Raw genomic sequence first — 11,557 nt, forward strand, 5'->3', positions numbered from 1 at the left:
CACATCGACCCCTCGCCTTTCTCACCGGTGGTTGCTGGAGCAATGCAAACTGTGAGGGCTGTGCACGGCGCTTCTACGGCAGGAGGAGATGGACGTCCCCGAACTCGTGCCACAGGTAGCGCTCCCGCACCGCCGCCTCGTACCCGCGGTCGATCGCCGCCCGCCCCGCCACCGCCTCCAGCATCAGCAGATGCGAGGCCTCGGGCTCGTGCAGCCCCGTCAGCAGCCCTTCCACCACCCGTACCCCGCGCTCCGGAGTCACGACCAGACCGGTCCACCCCGCCCGAGCCCGTACCACCCCGTCGGCGCCGGCCGCCGACTCCACCGCGCGCACGGCCGTCGTACCCACCGCGACCACCCGGCCGCCCCCGGCCTTCGCAGCGTTGACCAGCCGCGCCGACGCCTCCGGCACGGAGAACCGCTCCGGATACGGCGGCTCGTACGACTGGGCCGAAGCCACCCCGGTGTGCAGCGTCACCGGCGCGAACAGCACCCCCCGGCTCACCAGCTCCGCCACCAGCCGCGCCGTGAAGGGCCGCGCCGCGCTCGGCATCTCCGCGCTCCCCGACCCGTCCGCGGCCGGCCGCGCGAACACCGTCTGGTACGCGGACAACGGCTGATCCCGCTCCGTATAGGAGTAACGAATGGGCCGCCCCCGCTCCCGCAGCACCACAGGCACCTCCGCCCCCGACGCCCGAGCCCACCACAACCGCTCCCCGCGCGTACTCAACGGCTCTTCCAGCACCAGCCGAGCACCGCACGGCAGCCGCACCTCCGCCCCTCTTGGTCCCCCCACACGCGCGCGCGTGGTGCCCCGCCCGTCCGGATCCCGCAGCTCCACCGCCCACCGGCCGTCGTCCCCCGGCGTGGAGAAATGCACCACCACGCGCGCGTTCCCCATGTGCCCGTCCACCGCGGCGGCCAGCGTGGCCGACGTGTTGACGACCAGCAGATCGCCGGCCCGCAGCAGTTCCGGCAGCTCCCGGAACCCGTGATGCGACACCTCGGTGCCACGCGACACCAGCAGCCGTACGCCGTCCCGGCCCAGCCCGGGCCCCCGCTGCTCGGCGGGCACCCGCGCCGACAGCTCCTCGGGAACGCTCTCCCACGCTCCGACGGGCTCGTGCGGGCGGACTCCCGTCGCCCGCGTCATCGCACTCCCTCCAGCAGCGCAGCCCCGTAGCGACCGCTGGCCGGCCGCTCGTCCAGGAGCCTGAGCAGTGCCGGTACGACACTCACCGGATCGGGCCGCGGACCGTCGTCGTCCGGTACGGCCGCCGCGTACAGGTCCGTGGCCATGTCCCCGGGATCGACCGCCCAGACCCGCAGCCCCGGCTCCTCGACGCCCAGCACCGCCGCCAGCTGGTTCAGGGCCGCCTTGGACGCCCCGTAGCCGCCCCACATCTCGTACGCCTCCACCGCGGCGTCCGAGCCGACCGTCAGCACCGCGCCCGCCGGGGCCGCCCGCAACGAAGGCAGTGCCTCCTGGACCAGGCCCAGCGCGGCGACCACGTTCACCTCCAGCGCCCGCCGCAGCCCGGCCGTCGGCAGTTCCTCCAGCCGCACCAGCGGTTCCGCCCCCAGCGCGCTCGCGTTGCTGACCAGCAGGTCCACCCCGCCCAGCCGGCGTGCCGCCGCGACCAGCCCGGCCCGGTGCCCGGCGTCGGTGACATCTCCGGGCAGCGCCGTCACGCGCGTGCCGTACACCTTCAGCGCCACCGCCGTCTCCTCGAGCGTCTCCGGCGTCCTGGCGTCGAGCACCAGGTCCCACCCCCGTGCCGCCAAGGCCCCGGCGAGCGCCCGGCCCAGTCCCTTCGAAGCTCCCGTGATGATCGCGACCGGCATGACAGGTCCCCTCGTCGTCCACGCCTCCTGGTCGGCGCGGCGTGCTCCTCAACGTAGGAACCGGGCCGTACCAGCCACCTCGGCCAGGAGCCGCAACCATGCGGGGTCCTTCGCCCTAGGACCGGCCGGGGGCCCTCCGGCCCAGGACCGGCCGGGGGTCCTCCGGCCCAGGACCGGCCGGGGGACCTGAGGCCCAGGCCCATCGCACTAGGTGACGGCGGTCACAGGTCCGATCCCGGTGTCACACCCCGCCGGTACCGTGAGGTCATGAGTCATGGCCCCCGGTCCGGCCTCGCCGCGGTCAGCTCCGCGCTGCTGGCCATGAGCAGGCACCTCGAGGTGCGCGACGTCCTCAAGACGATCGTCGCCTCCGCCCGCGAGCTGCTCGACGCGCAGTACGCCGCCCTCGGCGTCCCCGACGACCACGGCGGGTTCGCCCAGTTCGTGGTCGACGGCGTCAGTGAGGAGCAGTGGAAGGCCATCGGCCCCCTGCCGCGCCAACACGGAATCCTTGCCGCGATGCTGCACGAGGCCACGCCCCAGCGCCTCGGCGACGTCCGCAAGGACCCCCGCTTCGAGGGCTGGCCGTCCGCCCACCCCGACCTGGTCGACTTCCTGGGTCTGCCGATCAGGGACGGTGACGAGGTCATCGGCGCGCTGTTCCTGGCCAACAAGAACTGTGCGAAACCGGACGGTGGCTGCGGCTTCACCCAGGACGACGAGGAACTGCTGGGCATCCTCGCCCAGCACGCCGCCATCGCCCTCACCAACGCCCGCCTGTACGAACGCAGCCGCGAGCTGACCATCGCCGAGGAGCGCTCCCGCCTCGCCCACGAACTGCACGACGCGGTCAGCCAGAAACTGTTCTCCCTGCGCCTGACCGCCCAGGCCGCCGCCACCCTGGTCGACCGCGACCCCGCGCGCGCCAAGGGCGAGCTGCAACAGGTCGCCGCGCTCGCCGCGGAGGCCGCCGACGAACTGCGCGCCGCCGTCGTCGAGCTGCGCCCGGCCGCACTGGACGAGGACGGCCTCGTCGCCACCCTCCGCACCCAGATCCAGGTCCTCGACCGTGCCCACGCCGCACGGGTGACCTTCGCCGGGCGCGGGGTCAAGGCCCTGCCCGCCGCCCAGGAGGAGGCGATGCTGCGCGTCGCCCAGGAGGCGCTCCACAACGCCCTGCGCCACTCCGCGGCGGAACACGTCGACGTGACGCTGCACCGGCGCGGCACCGGAGCCGTGCTGCGGGTCACCGACGACGGCAGCGGCTTCGACCCGCGTACGGTGCGCCGCGCGGGACGCCACCTCGGCCTGGTCTCCATGCGGGACCGGGCGAACGGCGTCGGCGGCACGCTGACCGTGGAATCAGCGCCCGGCAAGGGCACCACGATCGAGATGGAGGTCCCCGGTGGCTGACGCAATCAAGGTACTGCTCGTCGACGACCACCAGGTGGTCCGCCGGGGCCTGCGCACCTTCCTGGAGGTGCAGGACGACATCGAGGTGGTGGGCGAGGCCGCGGACGGGGCCGAGGGAGTCGACCGCGCCGAGGAGCTGGAACCCGACGTGATCCTCATGGACGTCAAGATGCCGGGCATGGACGGCGTCGACGCGCTGCGCAGACTCCGCGAGCTGGACAACCGCGCGCGCGTGCTGGTCGTCACCAGTTTCACCGAGCAGCGCACGGTGGTCCCGGCGCTGCGGGCGGGCGCGGCCGGTTACGTCTACAAGGACGTCGATCCCGACGCGCTGGCGGGCGCCATCCGCTCCGTCCACGCCGGCCACATCCTGCTCCAGCCCGAGGTCGCGGGCGCCCTGCTGTCCCAGGAGGAGAGCAACTCCGGACAGGGCAGAGCGGGTGCGCTCACGGAGCGGGAGCGCGAGGTGCTGGGCCTGATAGCGGACGGCCGCTCCAACCGGGAGATCGCCCGCGCGCTAGTGCTCTCGGAGAAGACCGTGAAGACCCACGTCTCGAACATCCTGATGAAGCTCGACCTCGCGGACCGCACCCAGGCCGCGCTGTGGGCCGTGCGCCACGACGTGACCGGCTGACCCGGGACCGACTGCCCCAGAACCGACTGCCCCGGTACGCGACGGCAGCCTGGAGGGTTCCCGTCCGGTCGGAGATTCATACCGTCGTGGGAATGTCCCCCATATGGCGCATCCTTTGTGGGGTCCGGCCGTTCTCCAGTGCGTGCCGCGGCGACTGCCGCGGCAATCGCAAGGAGGGCTTGTAAGTGAAGAACCTGAAGAAGGCAGCGGCCGTGACGATGGTGGCCGGCGGGCTGATCGCCGCCGGCGCGGGCATGGCCTCCGCCACCGACGGCTCCGTCGCCCACGGCGAGGCCATCGGTTCCCCCGGTGTCGCCTCCGGCAACGTCGTCCAGGCGCCGGTCCACATCCCGGTGAACGCCGTCGGCAACAGCGTCAACGTCATCGGCGTCCTGAACCCGGCCTTCGGCAACCTCGGCGTCAACCACTGACCCAGGCCACCAAGCCGACCACGGCCTCCCGGGTCCACCCCCGGGAGGCCGGTCGCGTCCCCCACCCCGCTGAGGGCAGTCGTGCCGCTGGTGCGGCACGGGTGGGCGCTGGACGTGCCCCTTCTGGGGGAGGCACCCCGCAGCGCCGGGCCGCGCACCCCCGGCCCGCGCCAATGCCGGGCCCTTCCTCAGAGCAACGCCCCCGCACAACCGGGGGACGTCACCGCACCCCCCGCTCCCGCTCCTCCACAACGGAGTTGTACGCCGCGACCTGTGCCCGTCGGGCCGTCCGCTCCACCGGCCGCAACGCCTCTCCCCGCGCCGCCATCTCAGCGGCGCTCACCGCACCCCCGTGACCGTTCTCATAGGCCAGCGACACCAGCGCCCCCACCCTCTGCGCCAACTCCAGCACCCGCATCGCCCGAGGTGGATACCCCGGCGCCAGCACTTCCCGCCCCCGCTCGGCCCGCGCCCGGTACGCCGTGACCGCCGCCTCCGCCACCGGCCCCGACCCGGCGACATCCAGCCGCGTCAGCACCGCCGTCGCGTCCCGCAATGCCTCCGCCAGCTCCCGCTCCGCCTCCCCGAGCGAGGGCACATCGGCCGGCGGCGCCTCCCGCACCGGCAGACAGTGCCAGACGACCTCGACATGCACATCACCCTTGGGCCCGGCCTCGTAGACCTCCGGCACCAGTCCCAGCGCGGCACCCTGGCAGATCACCGCCTCCTCGGCCTCCAGCGCTCGCGCGTTGAAGTCCGGCGGACCACTCAGCCCCAGCGGATGCCCCGGCGCGGGCAGCGCGACCCGCAGCCCGCTCGCTCCCAGAGCCCGCAGCCGTCCCAGCGCCAGCGTGAGACCGACCGGCGCCGATTCACCCGGCAGCCCCTCCACCCGATGTACCGCGTCTTCACCGACAACCGCGAGCGCGGCGTCATCCGGCGAGACCATTCCGGCAATAAGGGCATTTCCCCAGGCGGCAAGGCGCCCTGCGCGTGGTTCCGAGAGCATGCCCCCACCCTAAGGACCGGACCGATGGAACAGTGAAGCCGACCGGTGGCGTAGATTTCCTGGAGGGCCTGCGCCCACCGGCGCGGCGGCCCGAGCCACAGGCGTACGCGACAGCCGAGACCGGCCACAATGCAAGGGGAGACAACGCGCTCATGAGCGATGTTCTGGAGCTTCAGGACGTATCCGTGGTCCGCGAGGGCCGGGCTCTGGTGGACCAGGTCTCCTGGTCGGTGAAGGAGGGTGAGCGCTGGGTCATCCTGGGCCCCAACGGCGCCGGCAAGACCACCCTCCTCAATGTCGCGTCCAGCTACCTCTACCCGAGCAAGGGCACCGCCACCATCCTCGGCGAGACGCTCGGCGAGCCCGGCACCGACGTCTTCGAGCTGCGCCCGCGCATCGGTATGGCCGGCATCGCCATGGCCGACAAGCTGCCCAAGCGCCAGACCGTCCTGCAGACCGTGCTGACCGCCGCCTACGGCATGACGGCCGGCTGGCAGGAGGAGTACGAGGACATCGACGAGCAGCGCGCCCGGGCCTTCCTCGACCGCCTCGGCATGACCGAGCACCTGGACCGGAAGTTCGGCACCCTCTCCGAGGGCGAGCGCAAGCGCACGCTGATCGCCCGCGCGCTGATGACCGACCCTGAGCTGCTGCTTTTGGACGAGCCGGCCGCCGGCCTCGACCTCGGCGGCCGCGAGGACCTCGTCCGCCGCCTCGGCCGCCTCGCCCGCGACCCGATCGCCCCCTCGATGATCATGGTCACCCACCACGTCGAGGAGATCGCCCCGGGCTTCACCCATGTCCTGATGATCCGTCAGGGCAAGGTCATGGCCGCCGGCCCGCTGGAGCTCGAGCTCACCTCCCGCAACCTGTCCCTCTGCTTCGGGCTGCCGCTCGTCGTCGAGCAGGTCGGCGACCGCTGGACAGCCCAGGGGCTCCCTCTGTCCTGACCCGCCCCCCGTGCGCCCTGTCCCCAGTACGCACTGCGGACCTACCATGACCGTGTGAACGACATCGACGCATGGGTGTGGTGGCTCGTCGCCGCGGCAGGGCTCGGAATCCCGCTCGTCGTGACCGCGATGCCGGAGTTCGGGATGCTCGCGGTCGGCGCGGTCGCCGCCGCCGTCGCCTCCGGGTTCGGTGTGGACGTCGTCGTCCAGGTACTCGTCTTCGTCATCGTCTCGGTCGCGCTCATCGCCGTCGTACGGCCCATCGCCGCCCGACACCGTTCCCAACGGCCCCGACTCGCCACCGGCGTGGACGCCCTGAAGGGCAGACAGGCCGTGGTGCTGGAGAGGGTCGACGGCTCCGGTGGCCGGATCAAGCTCGCCGGAGAGGTCTGGTCGGCACGTGCACTCGACACCGGACGTGCCTACGAGACGGGCGAGGAAGTGGACGTCGTGGAAATCGAGGGGGCCACGGCGATCATCATGTGACCTCGCCGGGCGAAAGTGGACCGAACATCCCCCGGGGTACACGACGGTCTGTCAGACTCGGCCGGCAAGATCCTCAACAGCCGTAGGATCAGCAGTAGTCAGGGTCAGTAGTCGGGGCCAGTAGTCAGGATCAATAGGATCTGCCGGAGCGCCGAGGCGGAGAAGGGGACGGACAACCACGATGGCACCGGTCATCATCGTCTTGATCATCCTGGTGGTGTTGGTCTTCATCGCCCTGATCAAGACCATCCAGGTCATCCCACAGGCAAGCGCCGCCATCGTGGAGCGCTTCGGGCGGTACACACGGACGCTGAACGCGGGCCTCAACATCGTCGTCCCGTTCATCGACACCATCCGCAACCGCATCGACCTGCGCGAACAGGTCGTCCCCTTCCCGCCGCAGCCGGTCATCACCCAGGACAACCTGGTCGTCAACATCGACACGGTCATCTACTACCAGGTGACCGACGCCCGCGCCGCGACCTACGAGGTCGCCAGCTACATCCAGGCCATCGAGCAGCTGACCGTCACCACACTCCGCAACATCATCGGCGGCATGGACCTGGAGCGCACCCTCACCTCCCGCGAGGAGATCAACGCGGCCCTGCGCGGCGTCCTCGACGAGGCCACCGGCAAGTGGGGCATCCGCGTCAACCGCGTCGAGCTCAAGGCCATCGAACCGCCCACCTCCATCCAGGACTCGATGGAGAAGCAGATGCGCGCCGACCGCGACAAGCGCGCCGCGATCCTCCAGGCCGAAGGCGTCCGGCAGTCCGAGATCCTGCGTGCCGAGGGCGAGAAGCAGTCCCAGATCCTGCGCGCCGAGGGCGAGGCCAAGGCCGCGGCCCTGCGCGCCGAGGGCGAGGCCCAGGCCGTCCGCACGGTCTTCGAGGCCATCCACGCCGGCGACCCGGACCAGAAACTGCTCTCCTACCAGTACCTTCAGATGCTCCCGAAGATCGCCGAGGGCGACGCCAACAAGCTCTGGATCGTCCCCAGCGAGATCGGTGACGCCCTCAAGGGCCTGTCCGGCGCCATGGGCAACTTCGGCGGCCTGGGCGGTGGTTCTGGCAACAGCGGCGCCGGTGCGAGCGTCCCGGCCCAGGAGCGGCGTGAGAAGCCGCCCATCGACTGACAGCAGCACCCACTACGTCAATGGGGGCGCACCTCTCGCCAGAGGTGCGCCCCCATCGACGTAGTGGTGGACCAAGGACCAAGGACTACGCGGCCGGCTGGGCCAGCCACTCCGGCAGTGTGGCGAAATCGTCCTGTCCCAACGCCAGCAACATCGCGTCCGCAGGCGTCGGCTCGAACGGCACCCGGAGCAGTGGCATACCCGCCTGCTCCGGCGTCCGGTTCGCCTTGCGGTGGTTGTCCTCGGCACACGAGGCCACCGTGTTCAGCCACGTGTCCTGCCCGCCGTGCGACCGCGGCACCACGTGGTCGACGGTCGTCGCCCGCCGCCCGCAGTACGCGCACCGGTGCCGGTCCCGGACCAGCACCCCCCGCCTCGACCACGGCGCGCGTCTTCGGAAGGGCACCCGTACGTAGTGGCACAGCCTGATCACCCGGGGCGCCGGTATGTCGAGCGCGGCTCCGCGCATCCGCAGTTCGGGGTGGGCCTGTTCGACGACGGCCTTGTCCTGGAGCACCAGAACGACGGCTCGATTAAGCGTCACCGTCGACAACGGCTCGAAGCTCGCGTTCAGTACCAGCGTGTCCCGCATACCAGCCCACCTCCCGTGCGCACCGGCCCACCCCCTGGCGGGCTGGGATCAACTCTGGCCGGGCACGCCGAGATGGACAACGCAATATCTGCTGTTCCTACGGGGGACGGGCCCCCGCCACCCCCACAACAAAAAATGCCCGCCCCTGATCCATTCCAAGACCAGAGGCGGGCAAACGTTCCATGAACGCTCGGGACACTCAGCTCGCGGCGGGGACCTCGTACTCACCGATCAGCTGGGCACGCGCGATCGTGTGGAACCGCAGATTGAACCCGACGAACGCCGGAGTGGCCTCCGCGTCCGGCCCCAGCTTCTCCTGGTCCACGGCGTACACCGTGAACACATACCGGTGCGGCCCGTCCCCGGCCGGCGGCGCGGCACCGCCGAAGTCCTTGCTGCCGAAGTCGTTGCGTGCCTGTACGGCACCGTCCGGCAGTCCCTCGAACCTGCCGCTGCCCGCGCCCACCGGCAGCTCGGTCACCGAGGCCGGGATGTCGAACACCACCCAGTGCCAGAACCCACTGCCCGTCGGGGCGTCCGGGTCGTAGCACGTCACGGCGAAGCTTTTGGTCCCGGCGGGGAAACCCTTCCACCGCAACTGCGGCGAGGTGTTGCCGGCCGCGCGGACCTGAGCGTCCTTGAGCGTCGCGCCCTCCTGGACGTCCTCGCTCGTGACCGTGAACGACGGTACGGACGGGTGGAAGTCATGGGGAAGCGGACGCCGCTCGAGCTCGGTCACCTCGGTACCTCCTGATCTTGTGGTGCAGAGACGACCGAGCTTAGAACAGCCCCCTCTAGAACCAGTTGCGCTTGCTGCCGACCTCCGACAGCCACTGGTTGAGGTACGCGACCCAGTCGGTTCCCTGGTAGTCGTTCAGCCCCACCTTGAAGGAACGGAACGTGTCGCTGCTCTCGCTGAACAGTCCGGGCTTCTTGTCCATCTCCAGCACGACGTCCATCGCCTGCGCGTCGGCCACGAAGCTCAGCTCGACCTGGTTCAGCCCCCGGTACTGCTGCGGGGGAAGGAACTCGATCTCCTGGTAGAAGGGCAGCTTCTGCCGCGTACCCCGGATGTGGCCGCGCTCCATGTCCGCGCTCTTGAAGCGGAAGCCGAGCTGGATGAACGCGTCCAGGATCGCCTTTTGCGCCGGCAGCGGGTGCACGTTGATCGCGTCCAGGTCACCGGAGTCCACGGCACGCGCGATCTCCAGCTCCGTGGTGACGCCGATGTCCATCCCGCGCAGGGTCTGCCCGTCGATCGTCGTGATCGGCGTCTCCCACGGGATCTCGAGGCCGAACTGCACCGCGTGCACCGCGTTCGCCTTGAGCTCGAAGGCACCACCGAGCCGGCTCTTCGTGAACTCGATGTCCTGCTTGTGCTCCTGGTCGCCGCTCTCCACCTCGACCTTGGCCTGCAGACCGACCGAGAGCGCCTCGATCTGCTGGTCGACGGACCCGCCCTGGATCCGCACCTCGCCCTGGACGACACCGCCCGGAACGACGTTGACCTCGCTCAGCACGGTCTCGACCGAAGCCCCGCCGGCCCCCAGGCTCGCGAGCAGCTTCTTGAACGCCATGTCTCTCCCTCTCCAGGCAGTGTGTGAACCCTTGATCCCTACAAACGCGATCCGGCGGTGGCCGGTTCCACACCGCCATACCCTGGCAAGGTGTACGCCCCCTGGCCACCCCGTGCACGGACCCGTCTGCGTTACGCTCGGACGGCATGATCGCGAGCCCCGACCGTACGCGCCTCCCCAGAGATTTCCTCGACCGCCCCGTTCTCGGGGTGGCCCCCGGCTTCCTGGGCCGCGTCCTGGCAGGCAGTGCCCCGGACGGTCCGATCGCCCTCCGCCTGACAGAGGTCGAGGCATGCGACGGTCAGAGCGGCCCCGGCTCCCACGCCCGCCGCGGTCGCACACCCCGCGACGACGTGATGTCCGGTCCCCCGGCCACGTGTACGTCTTCTACACCTACGGCATGTCAAGGCAGTCAGCATGAACGTTGATCTCCTCGCCCATCCTGCTGAAGAGGTCGCCCCCAAGCTGCTCGGGAGCGTCCTCACCTGCAGGACCCCCGAGGGAACCGTGGGCCTCGCCATCACGGAGACCGAGGCCTACTCCGGTGCGGCCGACCCCGCTTCCCATGCCTACCGGGGCAGGACTCCCCGTAACGCCGTCATGTTCGGACCCGCAGGACACCTGTACGTCTACCGGTCCCATGGACTCCACTGGTGCGCCAACGTCGTCACCGGGACGGACGGCATCGCCTCGGCTGTCCTCATCCGGGCAGGCAGGGTCATCGAGGGGGAAGACCTGGCACGCAAGCGACGAGGGGAGAGAGTCGAGAGTCCACGGCTTGCCCGGGGTCCGGGGAACTTCTGCCAGGCACTCGGCATCACGGCGGAGCACAACGGCGCAGATCTCCTGACAGGCGCCTCGGTCGTGTTGTCCGAGGGTGAGTCGGTGCCTGCCGCACTCGTCCGGGTTGGTCCTCGGGTAGGCGTGAGCAAGGCCCACGACTGGCAACACCGGTTCTACCTCGCCGGTGATCCGACGGTCTCGGCGTACCGACTGAGCCCGAGAGCCAAGCCGTCCGCCGGAGCCTGAGCCGCTGTGCGCCTCGCTCGCCGACGAGCGGTAGAACCCACCCGGATACGTGGCTCGCCGGCAGACCTGCATGACGACGGTCCGTAGGGAGCCGACGCGGCTCATTCGGCCTCTCGCCCCCACCGGGAGTAGGTCTCGCCTGCGTGGCGGTGAGGGCGGCGTCGAAGTTGACTCCCCCTTGGGAGACGCGTAACGTAGTCCGAGCCGCTTGACCCGGGTACGGCAATCGCCTGCAGCCGGAAGCGGCCAACCCACTAGCAACAACTTCCCCTCAGCGGGGGCGAATTCGGCGTGCTCGCATGCCTGAATTCAAGCTCGCGGGACTCGATTATGAGTCCACGGAGGAATCGACTAACGTAGTGAATGTCGAAAGGCCGACGGGCGAAAGTCCAGAAAGCCACGACAAACCCCGCTGACTGGGAATCAGGCCCGAAAGGATCTGATAGAGTCGGAACC

General features: G+C 70.4%; 13 protein-coding genes and 1 pseudogene. 8 read left to right on the forward strand and 6 right to left on the reverse strand.

Features of this window, described 5'->3' with window-relative positions; all coding sequences use genetic code 11:
• Nucleotides 1-73: 73 nt before the first annotated feature.
• Together ABEA26_RS05625 and ABEA26_RS05630 are read right to left on the reverse strand one after the other, a co-directional pair.
• Nucleotides 74-1,153, reverse strand: coding sequence for an S-adenosylmethionine:tRNA ribosyltransferase-isomerase (locus tag ABEA26_RS05625; RefSeq protein ID WP_345589772.1), 1,080 nt, complete (start codon nucleotides 1,151-1,153; stop codon nucleotides 74-76).
• Nucleotides 1,150-1,845 carry an SDR family NAD(P)-dependent oxidoreductase gene (locus ABEA26_RS05630; RefSeq protein ID WP_345589773.1) on the reverse strand — a complete coding sequence of 232 codons (696 nt, stop codon included), beginning with the start codon at nucleotides 1,843-1,845 and terminating at the stop codon, nucleotides 1,150-1,152. The genes ABEA26_RS05625 and ABEA26_RS05630 overlap by 4 nt, the downstream gene beginning before the upstream one ends.
• Before the next feature lie 267 nt (nucleotides 1,846-2,112).
• On the opposite strand from ABEA26_RS05630, the gene ABEA26_RS05635 reads away from it, so the two are divergent.
• From ABEA26_RS05635 to chpE, 3 genes are all read left to right on the forward strand, one after another.
• Nucleotides 2,113-3,258 carry a GAF domain-containing sensor histidine kinase gene (locus tag ABEA26_RS05635; protein ID WP_345589774.1) on the forward strand — a complete coding sequence of 382 codons (1,146 nt, stop codon included), beginning with the start codon at nucleotides 2,113-2,115 and terminating at the stop codon, nucleotides 3,256-3,258.
• A complete protein-coding gene (locus tag ABEA26_RS05640) occupies nucleotides 3,251-3,892 on the forward strand; it encodes a response regulator (protein WP_345589775.1) in 642 nt (213 codons plus the stop codon). The genes ABEA26_RS05635 and ABEA26_RS05640 overlap by 8 nt, the downstream gene beginning before the upstream one ends.
• 185 nt (nucleotides 3,893-4,077) lie before the next feature.
• A complete protein-coding gene (gene chpE, locus ABEA26_RS05645) occupies nucleotides 4,078-4,323 on the forward strand; it encodes a chaplin ChpE (protein WP_100044926.1) in 246 nt (81 codons plus the stop codon).
• Nucleotides 4,324-4,543: 220 nt separating this feature from the next.
• Here chpE and ABEA26_RS05650 read toward each other — a convergent pair whose 3' ends face one another.
• Nucleotides 4,544-5,332 (reverse strand): hypothetical protein, encoded by a 789-nt coding sequence (locus ABEA26_RS05650; RefSeq protein WP_345589779.1) that lies wholly within the window; start codon nucleotides 5,330-5,332, stop codon nucleotides 4,544-4,546.
• A 152-nt stretch (nucleotides 5,333-5,484) separates the two neighbouring features.
• On the opposite strand from ABEA26_RS05650, the gene ABEA26_RS05655 reads away from it, so the two are divergent.
• The 3 genes from ABEA26_RS05655 to ABEA26_RS05665 all read left to right on the forward strand — a co-directional run bounded on the left by ABEA26_RS05655 (nucleotide 5,485) and on the right by ABEA26_RS05665 (nucleotide 7,903).
• Entirely contained in the window at nucleotides 5,485-6,282 is a 798-nt protein-coding gene (locus tag ABEA26_RS05655; protein ID WP_345589780.1) for an ABC transporter ATP-binding protein, read from the forward strand.
• Between the two features lie 54 nt (nucleotides 6,283-6,336).
• Entirely contained in the window at nucleotides 6,337-6,768 is a 432-nt protein-coding gene (locus tag ABEA26_RS05660; protein WP_345589781.1) for an NfeD family protein, read from the forward strand.
• 181 nt (nucleotides 6,769-6,949) lie between these two features.
• Nucleotides 6,950-7,903: an SPFH domain-containing protein gene (locus ABEA26_RS05665; RefSeq protein WP_345589783.1), complete on the forward strand. Its 954-nt coding sequence runs from the start codon at nucleotides 6,950-6,952 to the stop codon at nucleotides 7,901-7,903.
• Nucleotides 7,904-7,988: 85 nt separating this feature from the next.
• Here the strand turns inward: ABEA26_RS05665 and ABEA26_RS05670 are convergent, their stop codons facing one another.
• The 3 genes from ABEA26_RS05670 to ABEA26_RS05680 form a co-directional block, all read right to left on the reverse strand.
• Nucleotides 7,989-8,495, reverse strand: coding sequence for an HNH endonuclease (locus tag ABEA26_RS05670; RefSeq protein ID WP_345589785.1), 507 nt, complete (start codon nucleotides 8,493-8,495; stop codon nucleotides 7,989-7,991).
• Between the two features lie 199 nt (nucleotides 8,496-8,694).
• Nucleotides 8,695-9,234 (reverse strand): YbhB/YbcL family Raf kinase inhibitor-like protein, encoded by a 540-nt coding sequence (locus ABEA26_RS05675; protein ID WP_345589786.1) that lies wholly within the window; start codon nucleotides 9,232-9,234, stop codon nucleotides 8,695-8,697.
• Nucleotides 9,235-9,289: 55 nt separating this feature from the next.
• A complete protein-coding gene (locus ABEA26_RS05680; RefSeq protein WP_279566091.1) occupies nucleotides 9,290-10,072 on the reverse strand; it encodes a sporulation protein in 783 nt (260 codons plus the stop codon).
• 146 nt (nucleotides 10,073-10,218) lie between these two features.
• Between ABEA26_RS05680 and ABEA26_RS05685 the strand changes: the two are divergent.
• Nucleotides 10,219-10,475 (forward strand): annotated as a pseudogene (locus tag ABEA26_RS05685) (DNA-3-methyladenine glycosylase); the annotation flags it as partial.
• A gap of 14 nt (nucleotides 10,476-10,489) precedes the next feature.
• The gene (locus tag ABEA26_RS05690; RefSeq protein ID WP_345589788.1) at nucleotides 10,490-11,101 is read left to right on the forward strand and encodes a DNA-3-methyladenine glycosylase; all 612 of its coding nucleotides are present in this window, start codon (nucleotides 10,490-10,492) and stop codon (nucleotides 11,099-11,101) included.
• Nucleotides 11,102-11,557 lie beyond the last annotated feature (456 nt).

The organism is Streptomyces marokkonensis (assembly GCF_039539045.1).
Lineage (GTDB): Bacteria > Actinomycetota > Actinomycetes > Streptomycetales > Streptomycetaceae > Streptomyces > Streptomyces marokkonensis.

Bases quoted from the DNA above. Each gene is read 5' to 3' on its own strand.
- ABEA26_RS05625 (WP_345589772.1), bottom strand. From the start codon at position 1,153: ATGACGCGGGCGACGGGAGTCCGCCCGCACGAGCCCGTCGGAGCGTGG.
- ABEA26_RS05630 (WP_345589773.1), bottom strand. From the start codon at position 1,845: ATGCCGGTCGCGATCATCACGGGAGCTTCGAAGGGACTGGGCCGGGCG.
- ABEA26_RS05635 (WP_345589774.1), top strand. From the start codon at position 2,113: ATGAGTCATGGCCCCCGGTCCGGCCTCGCCGCGGTCAGCTCCGCGCTG.
- ABEA26_RS05650 (WP_345589779.1), bottom strand. From the start codon at position 5,332: ATGCTCTCGGAACCACGCGCAGGGCGCCTTGCCGCCTGGGGAAATGCC.
- ABEA26_RS05655 (WP_345589780.1), top strand. From the start codon at position 5,485: ATGAGCGATGTTCTGGAGCTTCAGGACGTATCCGTGGTCCGCGAGGGC.
- ABEA26_RS05665 (WP_345589783.1), top strand. From the start codon at position 6,950: ATGGCACCGGTCATCATCGTCTTGATCATCCTGGTGGTGTTGGTCTTC.
- ABEA26_RS05670 (WP_345589785.1), bottom strand. From the start codon at position 8,495: ATGCGGGACACGCTGGTACTGAACGCGAGCTTCGAGCCGTTGTCGACG.
- ABEA26_RS05680 (WP_279566091.1), bottom strand. From the start codon at position 10,072: ATGGCGTTCAAGAAGCTGCTCGCGAGCCTGGGGGCCGGCGGGGCTTCG.
- ABEA26_RS05690 (WP_345589788.1), top strand. From the start codon at position 10,490: ATGAACGTTGATCTCCTCGCCCATCCTGCTGAAGAGGTCGCCCCCAAG.